Annotated in this window: 18 protein-coding genes; all 18 read left to right on the top strand. The window is 34.9% G+C overall.

Annotated features, from left to right (window positions below; genetic code table 11):
* Nucleotides 1–2: 2 nt before the first annotated feature.
* The 18 genes from ACR1PN_RS03905 to ACR1PN_RS03820 all read left to right on the top strand — a co-directional run bounded on the left by ACR1PN_RS03905 (nucleotide 3) and on the right by ACR1PN_RS03820 (nucleotide 24,885).
* Nucleotides 3–1,142 (top strand): EpsG family protein, encoded by a 1,140-nt coding sequence (locus ACR1PN_RS03905; protein ID WP_433978959.1) that lies wholly within the window; start codon nucleotides 3–5, stop codon nucleotides 1,140–1,142.
* A gap of 218 nt (nucleotides 1,143–1,360) precedes the next feature.
* On the top strand, nucleotides 1,361–4,789 hold the full coding sequence (locus tag ACR1PN_RS03900) for a T9SS type A sorting domain-containing protein (RefSeq protein WP_433978958.1): 3,429 nt from the start codon (nucleotides 1,361–1,363) through the stop codon (nucleotides 4,787–4,789).
* 260 nt (nucleotides 4,790–5,049) lie between these two features.
* The gene (topA, locus tag ACR1PN_RS03895) at nucleotides 5,050–7,620 is read left to right on the top strand and encodes a type I DNA topoisomerase (protein WP_433978957.1); all 2,571 of its coding nucleotides are present in this window, start codon (nucleotides 5,050–5,052) and stop codon (nucleotides 7,618–7,620) included.
* 214 nt (nucleotides 7,621–7,834) lie between these two features.
* The gene (locus ACR1PN_RS03890; RefSeq protein ID WP_433978956.1) at nucleotides 7,835–8,962 is read left to right on the top strand and encodes a transglutaminase-like domain-containing protein; all 1,128 of its coding nucleotides are present in this window, start codon (nucleotides 7,835–7,837) and stop codon (nucleotides 8,960–8,962) included.
* 147 nt (nucleotides 8,963–9,109) lie between these two features.
* Nucleotides 9,110–10,198, top strand: coding sequence for a glycoside hydrolase family protein (locus ACR1PN_RS03885; RefSeq protein WP_433978955.1), 1,089 nt, complete (start codon nucleotides 9,110–9,112; stop codon nucleotides 10,196–10,198).
* Between the two features lie 312 nt (nucleotides 10,199–10,510).
* Nucleotides 10,511–11,581: a formimidoylglutamase gene (locus ACR1PN_RS03880; RefSeq protein ID WP_378178954.1), complete on the top strand. Its 1,071-nt coding sequence runs from the start codon at nucleotides 10,511–10,513 to the stop codon at nucleotides 11,579–11,581.
* Between the two features lie 3 nt (nucleotides 11,582–11,584).
* Complete coding sequence (locus ACR1PN_RS03875; RefSeq protein ID WP_433978954.1) at nucleotides 11,585–12,586, top strand: glycosyltransferase family 2 protein; 1,002 nt, start codon at nucleotides 11,585–11,587, stop codon at nucleotides 12,584–12,586.
* A gap of 104 nt (nucleotides 12,587–12,690) precedes the next feature.
* Nucleotides 12,691–13,821: a glycosyltransferase family 4 protein gene (locus ACR1PN_RS03870; RefSeq protein WP_433978953.1), complete on the top strand. Its 1,131-nt coding sequence runs from the start codon at nucleotides 12,691–12,693 to the stop codon at nucleotides 13,819–13,821.
* Between the two features lie 30 nt (nucleotides 13,822–13,851).
* Complete coding sequence (locus tag ACR1PN_RS03865) at nucleotides 13,852–14,712, top strand: polysaccharide biosynthesis/export family protein (protein WP_433978952.1); 861 nt, start codon at nucleotides 13,852–13,854, stop codon at nucleotides 14,710–14,712.
* A 2-nt stretch (nucleotides 14,713–14,714) separates the two neighbouring features.
* Nucleotides 14,715–17,207: a polysaccharide biosynthesis tyrosine autokinase gene (locus tag ACR1PN_RS03860; protein WP_433978951.1), complete on the top strand. Its 2,493-nt coding sequence runs from the start codon at nucleotides 14,715–14,717 to the stop codon at nucleotides 17,205–17,207.
* A gap of 216 nt (nucleotides 17,208–17,423) precedes the next feature.
* Nucleotides 17,424–18,317, top strand: a complete 894-nt coding sequence (locus ACR1PN_RS03855; RefSeq protein WP_433978950.1) for a DUF6089 family protein — start codon at nucleotides 17,424–17,426, stop codon at nucleotides 18,315–18,317.
* A gap of 6 nt (nucleotides 18,318–18,323) precedes the next feature.
* Complete coding sequence (locus ACR1PN_RS03850) at nucleotides 18,324–19,073, top strand: isoprenyl transferase (RefSeq protein ID WP_378178937.1); 750 nt, start codon at nucleotides 18,324–18,326, stop codon at nucleotides 19,071–19,073.
* Between the two features lie 28 nt (nucleotides 19,074–19,101).
* The gene (gene bamA / locus ACR1PN_RS03845; RefSeq protein WP_378178934.1) at nucleotides 19,102–21,636 is read left to right on the top strand and encodes an outer membrane protein assembly factor BamA; all 2,535 of its coding nucleotides are present in this window, start codon (nucleotides 19,102–19,104) and stop codon (nucleotides 21,634–21,636) included.
* Nucleotides 21,637–21,641: 5 nt separating this feature from the next.
* The gene (locus tag ACR1PN_RS03840; RefSeq protein WP_433978949.1) at nucleotides 21,642–22,199 is read left to right on the top strand and encodes an OmpH family outer membrane protein; all 558 of its coding nucleotides are present in this window, start codon (nucleotides 21,642–21,644) and stop codon (nucleotides 22,197–22,199) included.
* A 73-nt stretch (nucleotides 22,200–22,272) separates the two neighbouring features.
* Entirely contained in the window at nucleotides 22,273–22,776 is a 504-nt protein-coding gene (locus tag ACR1PN_RS03835) for an OmpH family outer membrane protein (protein WP_378178928.1), read from the top strand.
* A gap of 68 nt (nucleotides 22,777–22,844) precedes the next feature.
* Nucleotides 22,845–23,330, top strand: coding sequence for an acyl-CoA thioesterase (locus ACR1PN_RS03830; protein WP_378178925.1), 486 nt, complete (start codon nucleotides 22,845–22,847; stop codon nucleotides 23,328–23,330).
* Nucleotides 23,331–23,339: 9 nt separating this feature from the next.
* Complete coding sequence (rfbD, locus tag ACR1PN_RS03825; RefSeq protein WP_433978948.1) at nucleotides 23,340–24,200, top strand: dTDP-4-dehydrorhamnose reductase; 861 nt, start codon at nucleotides 23,340–23,342, stop codon at nucleotides 24,198–24,200.
* A 1-nt stretch (nucleotide 24,201) separates the two neighbouring features.
* On the top strand, nucleotides 24,202–24,885 hold the full coding sequence (locus tag ACR1PN_RS03820; RefSeq protein WP_433978947.1) for a hypothetical protein: 684 nt from the start codon (nucleotides 24,202–24,204) through the stop codon (nucleotides 24,883–24,885).
* Nucleotides 24,886–26,240: the final 1,355 nt, after the last annotated feature.

Genomic DNA, 26,240 nt, shown 5'->3' with positions numbered 1-26,240 from the left:
CGATGAGTTTACTACATCCCTATTTTCTGATTGCTATCATTTATATGCTGTTCTTCAGCGTACAGGAAGTTTTTGGACGAAAGGTTGAGAAGAAATATTTCTGGTTTCTTGGGGTTTATCTTATGATTCTTGCGGGGCTTCGTGATAATGTTGGGCCAGACTACGGAAGTTATGTGATGATTTATGTCTATGCAGACACAAAGGAATATCTTAATATTTTTTTAAAAGCACTACATATTGAAGGTTCTGAAAATGTAGATATAGAATGGCTTTTTGCTTTGATCAATAAGCTGTTGCTGAATTTGTTCAATGCTCCGTTTTATTATCTCACATTAGTTATAGCGATTTGTGCAATATTTTTTAAAGTGGAGTATACAGATGATAATACTTTTTATCCGTTTACATTCACTTTGTTTATGTTTATTCCGAACTTTTTTATCGGAGAGAGTGGTCAGATCAGACAAAATCTGGGAACTTTCATTGTTTATTTTGCTTTACGATATATTAAAGAAAGAAAATTGTGGCTTTATCTATTCTGGATGTTTATAGCCTCGGGGATACACAATGTTTGCTATATTTTTATTCCTATGTATTGGCTTGTGAAAATTCCCCTAAATAAGTACATGATGCTTGTTTTGATTATTGGTTCGATATTCGCCTCACCTTTTGAAATTTACAGGGTTTTCGGTAGTTTTCTCGATAGTCTTGCTACGGATAGTATGCTTGTAGATGGTTTTAACGGCTATATGAATGAGAGTGTGGAGAGACTAAACGGCGGAATTGGTATTCCGGAGGTTATGATGGCAATTCTTACATTTTTCTTGTTTACTTTCGATGATAAGATGATGGAGAAATTTCCTTATTATGAATACCATAAAGTATTTGCAGTAATAGGAGTGTGTTTATATTTCATTCTTAGAAATAACAGTATATTTTCTTCCAGAATGGCGGGTGCCTTTATCGGTTTTGGATATATCATTATTCCTAATGCGATGTATGTGGTTTCTGCCGGCACGAAAAAGATAATTTATACTTTTATCATATCGCTTTTCTTATTCAATTTTGTTGTATTCTCTGTTTTTAAAAATATTGTAGCCGGCAGGTTTACTATTGAACTATATAAAAATCACTTACTGCCTTAAAGTTGTTTTTTTTGATCAATAAAAATTCATCTGAGAAGATGTATTTTTTTGTGTCTAATATTGTACTTTTGCTCATAGAATTATTTGGTGCAAAATTTTCATTAATACTTAAATATCATTATTTATTGTTTAAAATATTGCATTTATATGTTGTTATTTTATATTAATGATGGTGTTTTTGAATAAATGAAATAAGCTCAACTCACAAATTTATTGCTATGAAAAAGAAATACTTTTACAGTATTGCGGCAGCATTTTGTTTGCTGTCTGTAGATGGTTATGCTAAAAGTTCTTTACAATTAAAGAATGAATTATCTGAATTTAATACAAGAAAAGATACTTTAGAACGCGATTTAGATAATAATATTGCAGCCCGTGTGGCTGCAAAAGATTGGATGAAAGCTCCCAATAGCTATCTTTTTGATCCTTCTCTGAATAATGAGGGACTTTATATTCCTGTCAGAAAAGCGTTTGCGATGTGGGAAGGTTATAAGTTTCTTGGTTATTCCACTATTCCTAATGGTCAGATTACAGCAGATGTTTTATGGGAAGATCATCATGGACTCATAAAGTCGGGTGCAAATTATAGCTTAGAAATCATAGGTACAGGTAAAAATGCTAAGATAAAAGTTCCCGTTAATAAAAGCCAGGAAGGTAATGCTGTAATTGCTTTCAGAGTAAATGGTGAAATTTACTGGTCTTGGCATATATGGGTGACCGATGATCCTACAAATGGTTCTTCTTATAAGAGCTTTCCGGCTGTTAAAAGAGAGAAAATAGATGGGACTATTGAAGTTATTCCTGATGCGGAATGGCAGTGGATGGATAGAAACTTAGGTGCATTAAACAATTCTATTACCGCTGATGACTGGAATAATAATGGCGGTTTGTTGTATCAATGGGGTAGAAAAGATCCTATACCCACCTTAGTCCTTAGAGGAAACGATTTTTATGAAGTTTCCGGCTCAATTGGAAGAGTGCGTCACAGAGGGGCGAAAAACTTTACAAATGCCATTAACTTTGATAATCTTAGAAAATTTGTTTTGTTCTCTAATGCTACTGTGGATAATAACATTCAACTTTCTGTCAAAAATCCGCTAAGTCTTATTTACGTAAACAAAGATGACAATTCCGGACCGGCATATTACTTTAATAATCCTAATCTTATGGTTAATTGGTTCGGGTCTACTCTTGCTCTCCCTAATAACAGGTTGACTGAGCTTAATCTATGGTCAGACAATGCAAAAGGCAGGCTGAACTCCGATTATACCAGCGATGCAAGCACTGCTCCCTACAGAAATAAGTCATCATTTGATCCTTGTCCTAACGGATGGAGACTACCTTCAATGTTGGTGGCAAATCAGGCTTCGGGAAATTATGTAGATAATATCAGGGTAGATTTTTCTCCCTTTGGTGTAAGAACCAATTTAGGTAAAAACACTTTCGAATCTAATGGTTATTATATTTTAAAGCCAACCGATAACAACGTTCCTTCTTTTATGACGGGTATGAAGTTATTTACAAATATAGGTTTCGACCTGTCTAATGTCGGTGGAAATAATATGGGAATATTTCCGGGAACCGGCCAGATTGCAATTAATGCGCACGGCGGCCAATATACCGATCAGCATCATGTAGGCTTGTGGACAGCTACCATGACACGTTTTTACGATACAACGCCGGCTGTAGAAGCACGTATGTTGTTTATGGTACCCGATAAAGACCAGCCAGATATTCCTGATCCTTCATATTCTTCGATTAAAGGTAGATACTGGTACAGACCGTTGGGTACTGCAAAAACTTCAGATGCAAATGCTTGCCGATGTATAAAAGACCCTTTATTTTCACTTAATAATTATGATTTTCCGACAGAATATTTTGCACCGGTTTCTGAATATACAGTAGGCCTGAGTAATCCGAATACTTATCAGGTGGTGAAAAGTACTGCCGTTTCAACAGTTGAGATCCCGGTGACTAAAGCATTTTCTGTACAAAGCCAGCTTTTAAATAATCCTTCTATTTTAAATCCCTCAAGTTTCAATAATTTGAAGTCAAATGTTTTATGGGCAACAAATACAAATCTGATAAACAGTGTAAACATAGTAAATCCCTCACCGGCTTCCTTAGTGGCATTAGCAGACACTAAAATCTTAATTAATTTAGCAGCTAATCAAAGTGGAAATGCAGTCGTAACTCTTCATAACGGAAGTATAGCAAACCCTGTTTATTGGTCGTGGCATATTTGGGTTACCGACACAGATATTGGCTCTGAAATTTATGCTACGGAAACACCCAATACTGTTGCAACCAATTATATTAACTATGTTCCAAAAGGAAGTATTCTGAAAACCGAGTTTATGGATAGGAATCTTGGTGCAACTGATGCTTTCCCCTTAGTTGTTAATCCGCTTTCTCCTACAGTTGAAGAATATTCGAAAATCAGAGCATCTACAGGTTTGCAGTATCAATGGGGAAGAAAAGATCCTATTCCTTCTTTTCAGTATGCCGACAGATCTTCTTACAATATATTTTTAGGAAACGTTAATCAAAATGGAGCGGTGGCTTATACTACTTTACCTGCTGCAACTTATAATGATACGTCGGGAAATTATATAATCCCATATGATACGTATACAAACTCCTCAAATGCAAATGTTTTAGTAAGTGATAAGATTAACGAAAAAGTAGCCAAAGTTCTTTCCTATTCCGTGAGAAATCCTTTAGTATATATGATTCCGAGCAGTTTTGCACCTTATAATAATGTTGTTTCGAATTACACGAATGGTACAGACTGGTTGTTGAACGAACCGAATGTGGCAATAGACAGATGGGGGAGAGGTGGAGAAAAATCACCTTTCGATCCTTGTCCGGAAGGATGGAGAATTCCTGATCTCACAGATGTAGCAATTGTTAGCAATAAAGATTTCGGCTTGTCACCATGGTATAAAAAAGATAAAAATGTAGCAACAAGCTATAATATGGTTACAGATTATCTTGGTACACCTGTGAAAAATTCAGGAAATGCAAGTTTAGGATATTTATTTAGCAATCCTGCCTATAATGTAGGCAATTATCCGAATTCAGGATCACGTGGTTTCCGAAGTGTTGTGGCAAATCAGACCCCTGTTGGTACATATAATGTAAACAACTTTCAATATTCAGGAGTCTGGACTGCTGCATTGAACTCCAACTATATCGGAAGAGCGATTAATATTTTATTTGATTCTGCTTCTAATCCTAACCGTTTCATTGCATTTCATGATAATAATGATCCTTACTTCGGAATGGCGTGTCGCTGTGTTAAAGTAAAACATAACCAGAACGGAATTGAAGAAGGCCCTATTCCTGCAATTCCTGTTACGCCGGGTTCGGTTATCAAAGCTTCTAATATCTTTACCGAAAATCAATTGCAACTTAAAGCAATAGAAAACAAAATCGTTCTTTTTCCTAATCCTGTGAAAGATTTGCTCTATATCAAGGCAACCGAAAATAGAGATTATTTTTTCCAGATTTACAATGCAGCCGGACAGTTGGTAAAGTCAGGTAAATTTGAGAATAATCTGACCGATGTTTCCAGTTTAGTGGGCGGAGTTTATCTTGTAAGAATAAATAATTCTGAAACAGTAGTAAAGATCATCAAAAAATAAATTTTTAACTCATTACATTTTTAAAGAACAGATATTCGTAGCTGTTCTTTTTTTTGTCTTTATAAACTCAAAATATCAAATTTAATGAGAGACAGTATCTATTTTATTTAAAATCAAATCCTTTAATGACTTACGTAGAGCATACTTTCAGTGTTGCAGAAATTATTAAATTTCTCTGAAAACTTAGTCAGAATTGCTAATTAAAATGATTTGGCAAGCCCATCTAATAAAAAAGCTTTACTTTTGCAAAAATTTTCAGTATGTCGAAAAATTTAGTAATCGTTGAGTCCCCGGCAAAAGCAAAAACTATTCAGAAATATTTAGGAAAGGATTTTGAAGTGAAATCCAGTTTCGGTCATATCCGGGATCTTCCTAAAAAAGGAATGGGAATTGACTTGGCGACATTCAGCCCTGATTACGAAGTTTCTGCCGACAAGAAAAAACTGGTAACAGAACTTAAAGCTTCTGTGAAAAAAGCCGAAATGGTTTGGCTCGCTTCCGATGAAGACCGCGAAGGAGAAGCGATTGCATGGCATTTGGCAGAAGAACTAAAACTGAAACCTGAAAACAGAAAAAGAATTGTTTTCCACGAAATTACCAAAAATGCAATTCTGAAAGCAATCGACAATCCGAGAGATATTGATCAGAACTTAGTAAACGCCCAACAGGCGAGACGAGTTTTAGACAGAATCGTAGGTTTCGAAATGTCTCCTGTCCTTTGGAAAAAAGTAAAGCCGGGATTATCTGCCGGAAGAGTGCAGTCGGTGGCGGTAAGATTAGTTGTAGAAAGAGAAAAAGAAATCCGTGAGTTTACTCCAAAAGCAAGTTTCAAAGTTGACGGAATTTTTCTGAATAATGCTTCTCAGGAAATTGCTGCAAAACTTAAAAAAGATTTCGATAAAGAACAGGAAGCCGAAAGCTTTCTGGAATTAGCGAAAACTGCAGAATTTAAAGTTTTAAATGTAGAAACAAAACCGGGAAGCCGTTCTGCATCTGCACCATTTACTACCTCAACATTGCAGCAGGAAGCTTCTTCAAGATTAGGTTACAATGTGACCAATACGATGCGTCTTGCTCAGAGATTATATGAAGAAGGGTACATTACTTACATGAGAACAGACTCGGTAAACCTTTCTCAGGAAGCTATCGAAGGCGCAAAAAACCAGATTATTTCAGAATACGGAGCAGAATATTCTTCTCCTAGAAATTATACCACAAAATCTTCTTCTGCACAGGAAGCTCACGAAGCCATCCGCCCGACAGACTTCTCTGTTAAATCAATTGGAGATGCACAGTTGAGCAAGTTATATCAATTAATTTACAGAAGAACACTGGCTTCTCAGATGGCAAATGCTAAAATCGAGAAAACGGTCATTGAAATCGGCGATGCAAAACTTCCTCAGCATTTTGAAGCGCAGGGGGAAGTTATCATTTTTGACGGTTTCCTTAAAGCTTACGGAATCGTAAAAACAGAAGAGGATGATGAAGAAAACAACGAGAAACTATTGCCAAAAGTAAAAGTAGGCGAAGTTTTAGACTATAAAAAAATTACCGCAACAGAAAAATTCACAAGACCAAGCGCAAGATACACGGAAGCTGGTTTGGTAAGAAAACTTGAAGAGCTGGGAATTGGTCGTCCGTCGACTTATGCACCAACGATTCAGACGATTCAGAACCGTGAATATGTTGATAAAAGAGAAATTGAACCACAGACAAGAGAAGTGGTAAAGATGTCTCTGGTGAAAGATAAGATTAAAAAAGAAGTTCTGGATGAAAAATTCGGGGGCGACAAAAATAAGTTCGTTCCGACGGATATCGGTGAAGTAGTCAACGATTTTCTTACAGATAATTTCAGTGAAATTCTCGATTTTGGTTTTACGGCAAGAGTGGAGGAAGGTTTTGATGAAATTGCAAACGGAGGTCAGAAATGGAAAGAAATGATGACCGACTTCTATTCAAAATTCCATCCGAGAATTGAAGATGTAGAAGAAAATGCAGACCGTGCAACCGGAGAAAGACTTTTGGGTGTTGATCCGAAAACCGGGAAGAATGTTCACGCAAGAATCGGAAGATTTGGTGCGATGATCCAGATTGGAGAAACGGATGATGAAGAAAAACCAACTTTCGCGTCACTAATGACGGGACAAAATATTGCGACGATTACTCTGGAAGAAGCTTTGGAACTGTTTAAACTTCCTTTTGACCTGAAAGAAGTTGACGGACAACCGGTTTCTGTTGGTGTCGGAAGATTCGGTCCTTATGTGAAATGGGGTGAGACTTATATCAGTATTCCGAAAGGTGAAGATCCACTTTCTGTTGATCAAAGTCGTGCGGAAGAAATCATTAATGAGAAAAAAAGAGCTGATGCTCCGATTGCAAATTATAAGGGCGAACCGATTACGAAAGGGACAGGTAGATTTGGTCCTTTTATTAAGTACAAAAGTATTTTCATCAATGTTCCGAAAAAATACAATTTCGAAAACCTTTCTCAAAGCGACATTAACGAACTGGTGGAAGCTAAATTAGAGAAGGAAGCCAACCGTTACATCCAGCAATGGGAAGCTGAAAAAATCTCAATTGAAAATGCAAGATGGGGTCCCATCGTAAAACACGGAAAAAATATTTATAAAATTCCAAAGAAAAAAGACGATACCAAATACGAAAGCGATGATTTAAAAGAAATCTCTTTAGATGAGGTTAAAAAGTGGATCACCGCACAGGATCCGAAAGCTTTTGCAGAAAAGAAAAAACCTGCTGCGAAGAAAACCACAGCAAAAAAGACGACTACTGCTAAGAAAATAGTTGCGAAAAAACCGGCAGCAAAGAAATAATAGTTTTGTAAACTCATATAAAGCCCTTTTGAAATTTTCAAAAGGGCTTTTTGTTTTGTTGTACCTCATCAATTAGTAATAAATATGGTTGGATTTTAAATTTTAGTCTATCCTGATTGAACACTTGCTTACAGTATATTGAGAACAATACATATAATGAGATTTAATGTAACAAAAATGAAAATAGAATTGTCTACTCAATAGAATATAATATATGAAAACAAAAATTTTAGTACTAATCTTACTTAGCTGCATCAGCCAAAATTTATTTTCTCAAAAAAAGCTGCCGGTTATCAGAGCAACTTCACCCATTGTTGATATTAGGGAGGATAATAAACTGTATAAAAAAGCCTGGAATATTGTTCCGCAAGAAAAATTGGATGTTTATACCACTTCCGGTAAAAAAGTTACTTTCTATACTGATATTGATTCCATTACTTTCAAAGTCGAACCTCAAAAAAACTATGATTTTATTATTTTATTGAATGGGAAAGATTCTGCAAGAACCCAGATTAAATATCAACCATCCAAATTAGATGTTTTAAAAAGAAGTGGAAAATATAATTATTCGGATAATAGCTATACACCAAAATTTACTTATCAGTCTTCTGAAAATATTGAATTGCAAAAAATTAGAAAAGAATTGAAACTAGACTCGATTGCTGGAAAAGGTAATGAATTGTCTCAAATTTTTAATTTAATGCATTGGCTTCATAATCTCATAAGACATGATGGTAATAGCAGTAACCCTGCATCGCAAAATGCAGTTGATTTAATAAAAGTATGCAAAGCAAAAAACCGGGGAGTAAATTGTAGAATGCTTGCAATAACTTTGAATGAATGCTATCTTGCTATGGGAATTCAATCTCGCGCTGTTACTTGTATGGTGAAAGATAAAAATGACAATGATTCTCATGTCATTAATATGGTTTTTAGTAAAGATTTGAATAAATGGATTTGGATGGACCCTACTTTTAATGCCTATGTTATGGATGATAAGGGAAATCTGCTTGGAGTGGAAGAAGTAAGAAAAAAGCTGATCAAAAACGAGCCTTTAGTTTTAAACGCTGACGCTAATTGGAATAGAGAGCTTATGCAAACGAAAGAAGGTTATCTTTATAACTACATGGCAAAAAATCTCTACCGTTTACAAACCCCTTTAATGAGCGAATATGATGCTGAAACATTAAAAAAAGGGAAAGAAATTATTTATGTTGATTTACTTACTTCAGATGAATTTGAGCAAGCTCAACAAAAGAAAGAGATTTTATATAAAGATATCAATGCCAAGCTGGTTTTTTATAAACTCAGTAACCCTGATTTATTTTGGGAAAAACCTTAATAGAAGCGCAATTGTAAATAAAGATTTTCGTCTTGTGTACTCAGAATAACTTAAAGCTCAATTTAGTTGTTAAAAAATTTATAGAACCCCGAAACCTCAGGATACCCAACCAGTAGATTGTCATTAATTTAGATTCAAATTAATGCTATGAACGTATCCAAAAATTTTACACGAAAAGAATTTCTTCAAATGTCAGCTTTTGGGATTGCTGCCATGTTTTTGGGCTCATCGTTTACAACATCATTTGATTTGTCGGAAAAACCTTATTTTAAGCTAAAGCCAATTGGCCGGTCATTAGAGCTTGAAGGTTATTACATCTGGTGCTCTTCTCCGATTTGGGGTGATGACGGAAAGGTTCATCTTTTTTATTCCCGATGGAAAAAAGAAAAAGGAATGGGGGGATGGCTTAATGGTTCGGAAATTTGTCGAGCAGAAGCCAATTCGCCATTCGATCGATTTGAACATAAGCAAGTTGTTCTTTCGCCAAGAGGGGAAGGTTTTTGGGATGCAACAACTTGTCATAATCCACTAATTAAAAAAGTAGATGATCTATATTATCTGTTTTTTATGGGAAATTCTAATGGGAAAACCAATACCAAAAGAATTGGGCTGGCTGTTTCAAAAAGTATTGATGGAGGATGGAAAAGACCAGATCATCCACTTCTTCTTCCAGGCAAAGAAGGTTCGTGGGACGATCACTGTACAACCAATCCAGCTTTTGTAAAAGGAAATGACGGAAAATGCTGGCTCTTCTACAAATCATGGAATACCGAAGAATACGCCAATCAAAAAGGTACAGTCCGTGGAAATCGAAAGTATGGTTTGGCAAAAGCCTTAAAACCTGAAGGTCCTTACGTAAAAGCTTCAGAAAACCCGGTAATCGATTTTTCTGATATGCCGAATAATGCACAGCTTGAAGATGCTTTTGTCTGGAATGAGAAGGGGAAATTTCACATGATTGCAAGAGATATGGGATTTTATAATCACGAATATGGTTTGCATTTGACAACGAAAGACGGAGTAAAATGGACGAAACCAACAGTTGCTTATTTAGATTTAAAACAATACATCACCGAGGCTGAACCTCCCAAACATTTAAAACGCTTCGGAAGATTAGAGAGACCTATGATTTTGTTTGATAAAGATGGAAAAATCCCTAAATTCTTGTTCGGAGCCACACAAGGCGGAACATTTGGAACTTCTACAACTTTTGTTTTTGAAATTCTCAACTGCTAGTTTTTTAACTTCATATAGATTTTGTTTAAACCATCACGATTTTTGTTGATGGTTTTAATTTAAATACACCTTAATGCTAAGTTCGCAAGGTTTAATGAATTTGAAATTTAATTTTTTACGTTTACAACGGCGCTCCGCTCAGCAAATAACATATAAGAATCTTCGCTGAGTGGAACGCCTTTGCGAACGGATTTGTTTTCACTACATTAAATTTACTTTGTGAACTTAGCGTTTAAATAATTTTAAATAGTTTCATACAGTGAACTCAGATTTATTTTAATATTTTTGAGCTTTAATAAGTATTTTGAGCGCATGAATTTTGAAGATTTTATTATTTCACCCAGAAATTTCAGAACAGAAGATTGGCAAATCGGAAATAAAATTACGAAGGAAATAAAAGAAGATAGTATTGTTTTGCTGTTCGTTTCCGATTATAGAGGAGCCAATGGCGATGCAGAAGTACAGGATTTTACCGCCATCAGAAAAGAGTTTTATAAACTTTCACAGTTAGATTTCGAAATCCCGATAGTGGATTTAGGAGATTTGGTTTCCGGGAAATCGGTGCAGGATTCTCATTATATTTTGCAGGAAGTTTTGTCGGCTTGTCATTACAAAAGAGCCATCCCTGTGATTGTCGGCGGTTCAAATGATTTTGCTTTTTCTTTATTTTCAGGATTAAATTTTCATCAGAAAAATATTAATTATACTCAAATCAGTAATGTTATTTCTCTAAAACAGGGTGAAATCATCAACGAACATACTTTTTTAAGTAAAATTTTAGGCTCTAAAAATTTCTCTATTAAAAATTATCATCATTTAGGCTATCAGAAACATCTTAATGAAAATGATTCTGTAAAGCTCATCAAAGAAGTTGAGTTTGATATTGTACGTCTTGCAGAAATGATGAATTCCACGGAAAAAACCGAGCCGTTTTTCAGAAAAGCCGATTTGGTAACGGTAAACTGCGATGCGATTGAAAGTTTTGGCGATGCTTTTTCGATGAATCCGCAAGTGAATGGTTTAAACAGGAGAGAAATCTGCGCTTATATGAAGGAAATTGGTTTAAGTGAAAATCTTAAATCGGTAGGGATTTTTAATTATAATATTTATTCTGAAAATCAGCTTAATCATCAGCTATTAGCACAAATGATCTGGTATCTGATTGAAGGAATCAATATACAGCATTCTCATCCAAAAGAAAGAAAGTATGAAATGTTTTATGTTTTGATTGAAGATCGGCAGTATGCATTTAAGCGTGATACCTTCAGCAATCTTTGGTACTTCGGCGATGATGATGATATAGAAAATTGCATTCCGTGTTCGAGAAAGGATTTTGATGAGGCCAAAAAAGGCTGGCTAAGTCCGCGTTTTACAAAAAACTAAACGATGAAAAACGTTCCCTCAAAAGTTTCTGTCATTGTTCCGGTTTACAATGTTGAAAATTACTTGCCGAAATGTCTTGATTCTTTACTGTCGCAGACCTTACAGAATATTGAGATTGTGGTGGTTGATGACGGAAGTACCGACCGATCTGCGGAAATCATTCGGCAATATTCTGAGAAATATCCTGCAAAAATCAAAGCTTTAACCAAAGAGAACGGAGGTTTAAGTGACGCCAGAAATTTTGGGATTGAAAGAGCATGTGGAGATTTTTTTGGTTTTGTAGACAGTGACGATTATGTCTCGGAAACCATGTTTGAAGAAATGCTGAGTCTTGCTGAAAGACATGATGCCGAAATGGTGATCTGTAATATTCAGAAAGTTGATGAACATGGAAGTATAACCCAAAAACTAACTCAGATTCCGAACATGCCCGAGAAAATAGACCTTGAAAGTAATTTTTCTGTTTTTTCAGATCTAAGTTATTTTGCCTGCAATAAATTGTTCAGAAAAGAACTTTTTACCACTAAGAGGTTCAAAAAAGGAGTACACTTTGAAGATATTCAGCTTATTCCCCAGCTTTTGCTTGAATGCAAAACTTTAGCTCAGACACAAAAATTCCATTATCAGTATCTCGAAAGAACAGATTCCATTACAAAAACCCATAACGAAAGAGGTTTAGATATTCTGAAAGCAGTTGAAGACGTGGAAGAAGCTTTCGAATCTTCCTCTTATTTTTCAAAGAAAAAAGAACTTTTGGGATTTCAGGTTTTACAGGGAGTATACAGTTATCTGGCTTATCTTGCTTTTGTAAAAAATGAAACTCTGTTTTATAAAATGGCTCATGAACTTGACAGATTTGTAAAAAAAAGAGGTGTTAAAATTAAAGATATATTGAGTTACAATCGTTTTGGTAAGAATTATATTCTATCTTTGCCACTGAAAAAAATGATATTTTATCTGCTCTTCTTTGCTAAACAAAAAAAGCTGATAAGAAAACTGATGTAAAAACACATGAAATTTCGGGATTTCGAAATTATTTTTTGAAGTTTCGATCTTTTTTAAGCTTTGCTTCTCGCCTCATAGAATGCAAAGAACGATAAAAGAAAAGGATGAAAAATTTTGAATTGTTCTTAAATGAAACAGGGATTTCTATTTTTTATATAAAAGTGGGCTTGGGTTTCTTGTCCTCTTTTCTGATAACTTTTTTCTCTATTCCCACCATCATTAAAATCTCGAAACGTAAAAACCTGATGGATGAACCGGGCGTAAGAAGCTCGCATCTCAGAAAAATTCCCAATCTTGGTGGGATAGCTATATTTTATTCTATAGGAATTTGCACTTCTATATTTGCGTATGAGATTTTTGATCTGTATAAATTCTTATTTGCTTCATTAATTATCCTCCTGTATGTCGGGATCATGGATGATATTGTGGTTATGAGAGCTTACAAGAAGCTGGTTGCACAAGTCGTTGTTTCTGTTCTGATTGTCGTTGGATCTGATGTGAGAATAAGAAATTTATTTGGAATTTTCGGAGTTTATGAAGTTCATTACTGGATCAGCGTTTTTGTTACGGTAATCACCTTCATTATTCTTATCAATGCCTTTAATCTTATTGATGGTATTGATGGTCTTGCAGGAGGGTATTCTTTAATCTGCAGCGCCCTTTTCGGAATCAGCTATTATCGTTTGGGGGAATACAATTATCCTCTGGTTATCTTATCTGTTGTCCTTATTGGGTCTGTACTCGCATTTTTGTATTATAATATGTCAAATTACCGGGCGACAAAAATTTTTATGGGAGATACCGGCTCAATGCTGTTGGGCTTCTTACTGGCATTTACCTGCATTTGCTTCATTGATATTTTTATAGATAAAAAGCTGTTTTCAATACCAAGTTATCATCTGGAATCTGCACCGGTAATTGCTGTTGCTATTCTTATACTTCCGATTGTAGATACCCTGAACGTTATTATTGTAAGGCTTTGGAACAAAAAATCACCCTTCGAAGCAGATAAAAATCATATTCACCACAAGCTTTTAAAGCTTGATCTTACGCACAGGAGATCTAGTTTTTATATTATAACATATTACCTTGCGATAGTTACAGTTACCTATTTTTTAAGACATACGAATGTTAATCTTCTGCTTTTTATAGTATTGTTTTTAGGCTTTTTGGGAGCTTACATTCCGGATTTCATTTTCATGCTTAAGAATAATAAAATTAAAACTAATAATTAAATTTCTATTTTTGCAACTACAATTATCACGATGAAAATATTTAAGTACCTTTTTTTTATACTGACACCTTTTTTGCTGACATCTTGTATCACGACAAAAGATGTGAGATACATGCAGCCCAGCGAAAGTCTGGTCATCAACGAAGAAGGATTAATCCCTTACAACGTACCGGTTTACAGAATTACAAAAAATGATATGTTAAACCTTAATATTGTCACCACTCCAAAAGGTGATGCAGCACAATTTTATTCATCTCTAAATACTTCTGGAGGGATGAGTGCTGGTGGAGCTCTTAATTCTATGACAGGTGGCGGTACAACAGGGAATAGCACTCCGGGAGGAAACAGAATTTTTTATTTCAACGGATTAAGAGTGGATAGCAAAGGTGATATCCATGTATTAGGAATAGGCTATATTAAAGCAGAAGGAAGAACAATTGAAGAAGTTAGTGCAGAAATACAGGAAAGGGTAAACGAAAACTTTCAGGAAGGTAAAGCAGAGGTAAGACTTAATACAAATGGAATTACTTATTATATTCTTGGAGATATCGAAAGCACTGGCCTTACCGGTGAAAAAGTAGCTCACAAAAATATTCTGACACTCACAGAAGCGATTTCTATAAACGGTGGTCTGAACAGAACAATAGATCGTAAAAATATTGTGGTATACAGGAAGTTTCCTGAAGGTATAAAAAAAGCCCAAATCGATCTTACAAGAGAAGATGTGATGAACTCACCTTACTTTTATGTGCAAAATGGAGATGAGATTCTTCTTACTACACAAAGAAGAGCACTTAACGGATTCGGAAAAGATCCTATACAGACACTTGTAAGTGGAGTTTCTGTAATTACAACGGCATTATCAATTTATCTGCTTATTAAAAATCTTTAATTATGATTCCAGGAAAAGAGACGGTAGTGGGTAAAAATGAACCGCAGAAAGAAAAGTATGGGTCATTCGCTTTATTCGATGTTGAGCATTTTTTACGAAAACTTCTAAAATATTGGTACTGGTTTGTACTGATGTTGTCAATCGGGTATGTAGTTTCATGGTTTTATGGTAAGTATTATGCACAAAATATTTATTCCTCTAATCTATCTTTAAGTATTTCATCAAATGCTTCCAGTTATTTTACACCCAATCAGTCTATCAATTTCATTTGGGGGCAAGGAGGTAATCAGGATGGTGTTTACCTTAAAAAAATGCTTTTGTCAAGATCGCACAATGAATTTTTGGTAAAGGAACTCAACTTATTTGTCAATTATCAAACAAAAGGGGCAATAAAATCAACGTATTTAGACAAAGATGATTCTCCGGTGTTTTTAGAAATTGATAAAAAACATTTACAGCAGGTAGATTATCCTATTACTTTAATACCAAAAGGAAATAATTCTTTTGAAGTAAGTCTTCCTGATGAAGGTCAATCAACGAATCTTTATTCTTATGATCTTGAGGGATTTCAGAATGTTGAACCATATAAAAAACCAGCAAATAAAATTATAAAGGTTAATGAATGGTATACATCTCCGAATTTAAGATTCAAATTAGTTTCAAACCCGGTTTCTCCTCCTATAAAACTGCAGAATATTATCATTAATCTTTCTACGGTTAACAATACTGTAAACGGAATTGTATCGACAATTGGAGTTGATTTCGATAAAGAGATCAATACCATAATGATTATTTCCAAGTCAGGATATAGCCTGAACGGTACCGTAAGTTTTCTCAACAAATCTGTTGCAGAGCTGCAGAAAAAGAGGTTTATAGATAAAAATACAATTGATAAAAACACGCAAGAATATTTAAAAGGAAGTTTGGCAGATATCAGAAAGAAATTAGACTCCAGTGCTGCTTATCTTAATTATCTTAAAGTTTCAGAAGAACTGTATGATATTACAAACAGGGATGAAAAATCATTGCAAAAAATAAAAGATTTAGAGACTAAAAAAGCTGATATTCTTAGTAAGATGAACTCTCTAAGTGCGATCAGAAACACTGTAGATTCGCAGAATTTCGATAAGATGATTAGTCCATCGGCTGCAGGATTTGATGATGGCCTTTTTACGGCTTCGGTTTCTGAACTAAAAGCACTTTATCTCAAAAAAAGAGAATTGTCATCTATTTATACTCCTAATTCAGAACCAATCAGAGAAATTAACAGGCTGATAAGTGAAGCAAAAACAAATTCTTCGGGATCTTTAAGAAATGTTTATACGGTTTATACAACAGAATTGAATAAAATAGATCAGCAGATTCGAGAGGCGAGTTCTGATCTGACTTCTTTCCCTGAAAAACAGAGAAAATATCTTGATGCAGAAAGGGGGTATAATATGATTGAAGCAACCTACAACAGTCTGCTTGCAAGACAAAATGAAAGCCAGATGAGATTGGCCACAAACCAATCTGACATCAGCGTGATTGACCCTGCAAAAAATCTGGGTCAAGGACCAATCGGGCCAAACGTAAAAGGAACCAAGATGGCAATTGTAGGCGTTTTTTTTGCTTTGCCTTTTACTTTAATTCTTTTAGGCAGTCTGTTTGACAGTAAAATAAGGAATATTAAAGAGCTGATCAGTGCAACAAGAATACCACTATTAGGAGTTATAGGAAACAATAATGCAGACAACATGCTCACTGTTTTAGATTCTCCAAAATCATCCGTTTCTGAAGCTTTTAGAGGAATCAGGGCTAATGTGAGGTTTTTATCTGGTGAAGATGAAACCAGTAAGGTTATTCTCATTACATCTTCAGTCGGTGGAGAAGGGAAAACCTATATTTCAATTAACTTAGCTTCGGTTTTAGGGTTAAGTGATAAAAAAACAATATTGTTGGGAATGGATTTAAGAAAACCAAAGATTTTTGGTGACTTCAATATTGATAATAAGCTGGGGATTTCAAACCACCTTACCGGAGAGGCAACAATTGACCAGATTATTAATAAAACGAAAATTCCTAACCTTGATGTAGCGACTTCAGGGCCAATACCCCCAAATCCGTCCGAACTTTTGATGAGTGACAAAAACGTCAGGTTTATAGAAGAGCTGAAAAAGATGTATGATTTTATCATTATTGATTCTCCGCCGGTTGGTTTGGTTGCAGATTCTTACGAGTTGATGAAGCATTCTGATGCCAATCTATATGTTGTTCGTCATGAATATACAGAAAAATACATGCTGAAAATGATTACAGAAAAGTATCACAATAACGAAATTAAACACCTTGGATTAGTTTATAATGATTATGTATCAAAACAAGGGTACGGCTATGGATACGGCTATGGTTACGGATACGGCTATGGTTACGGATATTTTGATGAGGATAAAAATTATAAAGAACCTCTGTTGATTAAAATAAGGAATAAAGTAAGAGCGATTTTTAACAGATAAATTATAAACATGCCCTCATTAAATGGGGGCTTGTTATTTATAAATTTCACCTCAAACTATTAAAAAAAGAATAAATTTGTTACTTTGTCGTTTACTTTATAACAAATTATATTTTTTTGTTTATTTTTAACTAAACATTAAGATTATCATTAATATAAAAATGTTTTATATTTGCAAAAATTAATTTTTAAAATAACCATAAATCCATATTCTTTTATGAATAAAAAATTATTGTTTAGCTTCCTTACCCTCTTAGGAACTGTGGTAAGTATAAAAGCACAAAGAAATGAGGTGGGAATTCGCTTGGGAATGAGTAATCTTGTTGGTGATATAGGAAAAACCAATTACATTCTACAGCAGCCTTTGGATTTGGATAGAGCTTCAGAATGGGGCTTTCCTTTTTATGGTGGAATTTTATACAGATTTAATTTTAACCCGCACCAGACAATCCGATTAGATTTAGGGTATAATCAGGTGCAGTTTAGTGATAAAGCAGCAAAAGAAGAGTACAGAAGAAACAGAAATTCGTTCGGTAAAAATAATATTTATGAAGCAAGTTTGGTTTTTGAATATAATTTCTTTCCGGTAAACAATGAACAGATGAGTATGGTGAGTCCATATATTTTTGGAGGAATCGGAGGCATAATGTTTGACGCTCCGAAAGCTACTCTTACACACGATTTCAGAAGAAATGCAGATGGTGTGGCGCAGGCCCCGATTAGCGAGACAGACTTTGTTACAACCACTCAATATAAAATGGGTACTAAAACGGTTGCGCAAATCCCTTTCGGTGTAGGTCTGAAATATAAGTTCAATCATGGTTGGGCAATTTTTGCTGAAGCAACTTTCAGATATACTTTGACAGATCAGTTAGATCATAGTAAGATCCTTGCAAAAGATGTTGTTTCCAATTATAATTCTGATATATTAAGCCCTGCTACAGGAGGTTCTCTTCTTCAGTCAGGCAATTATTATATAGTGTCTAAGGAAAGAGAAGCTGAATATATTAGGAATAGAACTGTAGGAGACAGTGATTCCAGAGACTGGTTGAACACTTTCAGTTTAGGATTAACCTACTCTTTCGGAAGACCGCCTTGTTATTGTGATTAAGAAAATATGTCGTTGATAAAAGAACAAATAAATTCTGAGAATTTACCGCAGCATGTCGCTATCATTATGGATGGCAATGGAAGATGGGCAAAATCAAGAGGTGAAAAAAGAACTTTTGGTCATAAAAATGCTATTAATGCCGTAAGAAACGCCATTAATGCATGTAATGAGATCAATATACCCTATCTTACACTTTATACATTTTCCTCAGAAAATTGGAAAAGACCTACTGATGAAGTAAATACCCTGATGACTTTACTTAGTGAAACCCTATTGCTGGAAGCAAATGAGATTTTCAGTAAAGGATTAAGGATGCATGTAATCGGGAACTTAGATAAATTACCATCTTTGGTAAAAGATCAGCTACTGAGAGTGGTAGATCTCACAAAAGAAAACACAAAAGGAAATTTGGTTCTGGCCATAAGCTATGGCTCCCAGGATGAGATACTGAATGCCGTAAAAAACATCAGCAATGATGTAAAAGATGGCAAAGTGGATGTGGAGAGCATTGATGAAAAATTATTTGAAAACTATCTTTACACTAAAGATTTTCCGCCAGTTGATTTGTTGATCAGAACAAGTGGCGAAATAAGAATCAGCAATTTTCTTCTCTGGCAGATTGCTTACGCAGAGCTTCAGTTTTTAGATATTCTGTGGCCGGACTTTACTAAAGATGTCTTTTTCCAGTGTATTGTGAATTATCAAAACAAGGAAAGAAGATATGGTCTTACAGGTGAACAAATTCAAATCCAGTAAATTTTAAGAAAAGAAAGATTACGATAAAATGAAGTTTAGATTATTACCCATCATTATGTTTGCGGCTTCTGCACATTTTTATGGACAGGTAACTCCTCAGGACAGCACAAAGGTTAGTACCTCTGTTCTTGCAGAAAATCAAACAGGATCTTACACATTGAAAGATATTGTTGTAGATGGGGTAAAAAAATATACGCCGGCTCAGATCTTCAGGTTTACCGGCCTGTCGAAAGGCGAAATTGTAGACATTCCGGGGCAAAAAGTTAGTAATGCAATCAAGAAGCTTTGGGATTCTCAGTCTTTCTCTGAAGTTGAAGTTTATGTAGAAAGTATTGAAGGGCAAACTGTTGTTCTTAGATTTTATCTTCAGGACCTGAAAGATCTTGGTGAAGTGAAATTTACGGGTAAAGGTATCGGTAAGTCTAAAAACGAGAAATTAGCAAAAGATAATAATTTAAAGCCTGGAACAAAAATCACGCAGAATCTTGTTTCAAGCTTGAAAACAAATATTCCTAAAGATTACATTAAAAAAGGTTTTGCTGATGCAAAAATCAGTATTCAGGATAAGGTAAATGCAAGTGATCCTAATCTTGTGGACTGGACGATTAATGTTGATAAAGGAAAAAGAGTGAAAATCAGCCACATTGAGTTTGAAGGAAACGATAATGTAACTGACAGAAAGCTTAGAAAAAAAGCCTTTAAAGAAACAAAACAAAAAAGATTTGGTATTGGAGGTATCCTTAAATCTTCAAAGTTTGTTGAAGAAAAATATCAGGAGGATAAGAAAAATCTGATTAATTATTACAACTCTTTAGGATATCGGGATGCAGCCATTGTATCTGATTCTGTTTGGAGAAACAATAAAAATAATTACGAAATCAACGTTAAGCTTAAAGAAGGTAAGCAATATTATATCGGTGATATTACGTTTACGGGTAATACGGTTTACCCTACGGATTATCTTGAGAAAAAATTAGGTTACAAAAGAGGTGATATCTATGATGCTGTAGGATTTAATAAAAAAGTTGGGGAAGACGGAGGAAAAGAAGACGATTCAGATATTAAGTCAATGTATATGAATAACGGTTATCTTTTCTCGAATGTTACTCCTGTAGAAAAATCTGTTGCCGGGGATAAAATTAATCTTGAAATCAGAATTAACGAAGGTGAACAGGCAACATGGGATAAAGTTACATGGAAGGGAAATACAACGACCCATGACCATGTAATTCTCAGAGCTTTAAGAACGAAACCGGGTAATCTTTTTGCAAAAAGCGATATAAAAAGAACCTATTTTGATCTGGCATCAATGTCTTTCTTCGATCCACAGCAGATTAAATATGACATTGATCCCAATGCTCAGGACAATACAGTAAATGTAAACTGGGGTCTTGTTGAAAAAGGATCTTCTCAGGTGCAGTTACAGGCTGGTTATGGTGGTAACAGTTTCATAGGAACTTTAGGACTTACTTTCAACAATTTCTCCTTGAAGAACTTTCTGAAATTGAAAGACTTTAGACCTGTACCTCAGGGAGATGGACAGACTTTATCAATTCAGGCACAAGCTGGGCAGTACTTCCAGAACTATGGAATTTCATTCACAGAACCATGGCTGTTTGGTACTAGACCTACGGCGCTTTCTGTGAGTTTAAATAACTCCAGAGTAAATTACCGACAGGTGTCTGGCCCGGATCAGAGATTAAATATTTTCTCGGCAACGGTTGGTTTAAACCGATGGCTAAAATGGCCGGATGATTATTTCTCGCTATACACCGGAATTCAGTACCAGAAATATAATTTCAGCAATTATCCGTTCGAATTCGGAAATACAACCGAATATTATGGTAATGCAAACAATCTGAGTTTAAATATAGGATTAAGCAGAAACTCTGCGGGTATTGATCCTATTTTCCCGACAACGGGCTCAAATATTGAAGTTTCAGGTAAATTTACGCCACCGTATTCATTGTTCAGCAATAAAAATTATTCTACAATGACTCCTACGGAAAAGTATAGATGGATGGAATTCTATAAAATTAAATTTAAAGCAGATGTTTACAATGAAGTTATTGGGAAACTTGTTTTAAGATCTTCTGCCGAAATGGGTTTTATGGACGGATATAACAAAGAACTTGGTGCTCCGCCGTTTGAAAGATTTTATGTTGGGGGGACAGGTCTTTTCGGAGGTAGATTCGATGGTAGAGAACTTATTCCTTTAAGAGGTTATGAAAATGCTTCTACGTACGGAGGACAGGCTGAAGATATTACTCAAAAAGGAGGAGGTACTATTTATAACAGATTTACGTTAGAGTTAAGATATCCAATCTCATTGAATCAGACAGCAAAAATTTATGCACTTACTTTTGCAGAAGGAGGTAACGTTTGGAACTCCTGGAGCAACTACAATCCTTTCCAGCTAAAAAGATCGGTTGGTATCGGGGTAAGAGTGTACATGGGAGCGTTTGGTTTGATCGGGTTTGACTTTGCTTACGGATTTGATAAAACAATCGACGGTAATGTTTCCGGAAGCAAGACTCACTTCTTGATGAACCAATCTTTATAAATGATATGAAAAATTTTAAAACACTTTTCACTTTTGTAGTTGCCTTACTATTTAGTTTGACTAATGCTCAAAAAATTGGGGTTATAGATACTCAGTATATCTTAGATAAAATGCCCGAATATAAAGAAGCCGAAGCAAGATTGAATGCCCAGATTGATACTTGGGAGCAGGATCTCCAGAGACTACAGTCTGAATACGAGCAAAAAAAATCAGCGTTTGAAAACGAACGAGTTTTACTGATTGGTGATCAGCTTAAGCTTAGAGAAAAGGAAGTTTTAGATTTAGAAAAAAATATTAAGACAACGACAAGCTTAAGATTTGGCAAAACAGGAGAGATTAATCAACTGAGAGCAAATCTTGTAGAGCCTTTTGAAGATCAGATATGGGCCGCAATGCGTACCGTGATAGATAAAAATGGCTTAGGCATTGTTCTTGATAAAACGAAAGACAATGTTGTATTTTATCAGCCAAGATATGATTATACAGACAAAGTGTTAGATGTGCTGATGAAAGGTTCAGGAGACAAAGGAGACAAAAAAGAAAAGAAAACTAATAAAAAATAGTAAAAGTTTTTTCAGTACTTAACTTTTACTTAAATTTAAAATCTAAAAACAAATTAATTATTTATTACCCGTTATGAAAAAATTAAGTGTATTATTTGCAGCAGTAATGATGGTAGCGTCTGTAGGTATGGCGAAAGCTCAAAAAATAGCTACTATGGATGTTGCAGCGATTCTTAATGCAATGCCGGAAAAAAAGAAAGCAGATACGGAAATTACAACTTTCGTGAATGGAAAGCAAGCTGAAATAAAGAAAAAAGCTGATGCAGCACAAGCAAAATATGAAGGTTATGCTAAAGAAGCGCAAACTAAAACTGAAGCTGAAAACAAAGCGAGAGGTGAAGAAATGCAGAAACTTCAGCAGGAGTTAGCTCAAATGGAAGAGAAGATGAGAAAAGATGCTACAGCTAAACAAGATGCTTTGTTCGAGCCTATCGAGAAAAAATTAATGGAAGCTGTTAACAAAGTTGCTAAAGCAAACGGTTACGAATACATTATGGATTCAAACTCTCAAGGTCTTGTTTACAAAGGAGGTCCTGATGCGACTGCAGCTGTTAAAAAAGAACTGAATATTCAGTAATTTTGAAATTAACAAAGATTTATAAAAACCACCACTGCTTTTAGAGGTGGTTTTTTTATTTTTGCGGTATGGAAAAAGAAGTATCAACAACTGTAAAAGTTAGGTTTAGCGACTGTGACCCGATCGGGCATCTGAATAATGTAAAATATTTGGATTATATGTTCAATGCCAGAGAAGATCACGTAGAAACATTTTACGGTTTTACTTACGAAGAATATACCAAGAAAACAGGTTGTACATGGATCGCAATTCAAAATGAGATTGCTTACCTTAAGGAAGTAAGATACAACACTCAGGTTGTCATCAGCAGCAAAACAATTGAAGTAGCAGACAGAACTGCCAAAGTGGAGATTCTCATGAAAAGCCTTGACGAGAAAACAATCCATGCGGTACTTTGGGTAACGGTAATCTATTTTAATGTTAAAACAAGGAGATCAGAAATTCATCCTGAAGATATAAAAGAAACGTTCGGTAAATTCTATGTAGATCTGGAACAGAAAGATTTCCAATCAAGAGTTAAATTTTTAAGATCACAAAACGCAAAAAATTCATAATTTAAACAAATGAAAAAAATACTTGTAGTAGGAGGGAATGGTCAACTTGGAAACTGCATCAGGAAAATTGCTCCGGATTTCGAAACACAATATGAATTTACTTTTACAAATTCACAAACTTTAGATATTACCAATCAGAATCAAATCAATGACGTCTTTTATGATCTGAAACCTGATTTCTGCATTAATGCATCAGCATACACTGCAGTAGATCTTGCAGAAAAGGAAGAAGAAAAAGCTTTTGCTGTTAATGCTGAAGGCGTAGGTAATCTGGCTGAGGCTTGCGCAGAATATAAAACGGTATTAATCCATGTTTCTACTGACTATGTTTTTGATGGTGAGACAAATCTAGACTACTCCGAAGACGATTTTACAAATCCAATTGGCGTTTATGGTAATTCAAAACTAAAAGGTGAAGAACTTGCTTTAGAAAATAATCCTAAAACAATTATTCTGAGAACATCGTGGCTCTATTCCGAGTTTAATAAGAATTTCGTGAAGACAATGTTGAATTTATTTTCACAGAAAGACGAATTGGGAATTGTAGCAGATCAGTTTGGTCAGCCAACCAATGCGAATGATTTGGCTGAAGCGATTATGAGCATTATTGAAAATCCGAATAAATCATTTGGTGTTTTCCACTTTTCAAATTATCCCGAAACGACATGGTTTGAGTTTGCAAAAAAAATTGCTGAATTCTCAAATTCTTCAGTAAAGTTGAATGCACTGACTACAGAGCAATATCCAACTCCGGCAAAGAGGCCAAAAAGAAGTACAATGTCTTTAGATAAAATTGAGAAAATCTACAATATTGAACCAAAACATTGGGAAAATAGCTTGGAAGATTGCGTTAATATACTTTCAGAATAAAATGAATATTAAAACTTTTGCCATCACTATTTTTAGTTTCGCTGCAACAATGATCAGCGCACAGAATATTTTTCTTACCAAAGTTGAAAAAACAAAAGAGAATAAAGACAAATATTTTATAAAAATAGACCCACAGACTTCGGGAGCAGAATATTTGGGAGAAATAGATGTTCAGGGATTTTCGAATGATGACATGGATGTTTTTTACAGAATTTACAATAAAGCGAAAGAAATTGGAGCCAATGCTTTTGCGTTTCAGCCTTTTGAAACAGTAGACGAAAAAAAACAACCATTCAATCCGTCAAATTATAAGATGCGATTGTACTATGTGACAAAAGAAGAATACACAAAGCCTTCGGATGCGATATATTTATTTTCATCGTCATCAAAATCGCAGACAATTAGCATTAATAAAAAAGATTTTGTATTACCGTCTCGTTCCTTCACTACAATTAAAACGATTCCGGGTGAAGTTTATACAATATCTACAAAAAAATTATTAGGTTCCTCTATTAAAGTTTCGGGCAAAGCTGAATCTCCGGCACAGTATTATCAGGTTTCATCATTGAAAGTTCGTTCCAACACTTTTGGTGAACCTGGAATTAACTTAAAATCCGGCGACATCATCGGACTTGATAGATCCTTTGGTGATTTTCTTAGAATGATTTACATTGAGAATAAGTAATTTTTCTATAACCTATATTTACCTCAGATTTTTTCTGGGGTATTTTTTTTTCAGGAGCTATTTCCCGCTCTTCGCACTCGCTATTTTTTAGATTTTGGTTTCGGCGGCAAAGCCGCCGAAACCAAAATCTAAAAAAATGAGCTCAAACAAATGCTTCGATCAGGGCTAAGAAATAAGTTTGTAGTAAAATTCTTTGTCGTTAGTTTAAATCTCAATTTTCAAATTTTGAATCTCGAATATTCAACCTCTTTAGTTTGCTTCCTAAATAATGGAAATTTGAAATTACGAAATTCAGCTCCTGCGGAGCTGAACCTTTGTAGAAAAACAATACACCAAAAAATTATAGCTCCATCGGAGCGACACGCAAAATAGGCTTCTTTATTTTGTTTAAACAAAATGCTTTCCACAGCATCTTGTCCTAATCCTCCCTTACTATCAGCCTGCGATACCCCGCCTCCCGTACCACGTTTCTTATTCTAAAACTCGCCTCCCGCCTCCCGTATCAAAATAACCATCTCTCATGTCCATCTCCAATCCTCACGCCCTCAAACCCGCACACATATTTTTTGCTTCCTTGCTGAAAAACCTGCATCCTGTATTTAATATGTTTCTTTCACCATCTCGGATTTCACCCTTCATTTTTAAACTTGATGTCCCTTGCTCCAATTTCAACCCCTCAACATTAAACTTTCACCCCCAACCCTGAACTTTGCAGCCTGAACACTTACGATTAAACATTAGTTTAAAATTTTCCCACCACTCAACCAGCAAGTTAAGATTAAATATGAATTAAAATTAAACTTTATGTTAAATAAATTAGGATTGTAAGGTAATAATATACTACTTTTGCCCCACTGAAAAACGAGAGATATTCAGTAAGCGCAGAAGAGCTTTTAGATAAGCGTATAACATTAAGGAATCACTTTTATTAGAGATGAGATTATAAATATAACGCATCAGATAATAAAGAAACGAATCGAAAAAAAACTTTTAATTTTCAGAAATAAAAGTTGTGAGTTTTAAAAAGATTCGTATCTTTGCAGTCCGGTAAAACGGGGAGCAGGAGTGAGATTGACAAAATGAAAAACAAAGGAATTAAGGTTATCAAAAAACTTTAAAATTTTCTTCAAAAACATTTGGTCAATAAAAAATAAGTTATTACTTTTGCACTCGCAAATACGGAGCGAAACTGACAGAAAAGTAGCGACGTAAAAAAAGCGGAAGATTTGAAGATCATTGACATACAATATAACAACCAAGTAAGGAAAAACTAAAGCGTTAAAAAACTTTGAGTGAGTCAAGAACAAACATACAATGGAGAGTTTGATCCTGGCTCAGGATGAACGCTAGCGGGA

Source organism: Chryseobacterium sp. RLHN22, from assembly GCF_051011795.1.
Lineage (GTDB): Bacteria > Bacteroidota > Bacteroidia > Flavobacteriales > Weeksellaceae > Chryseobacterium > Chryseobacterium zhengzhouense.
The sequence above is the reverse complement of the archived record's forward strand: the minus strand, read 5'-3'. Positions and strand labels throughout refer to the sequence as shown.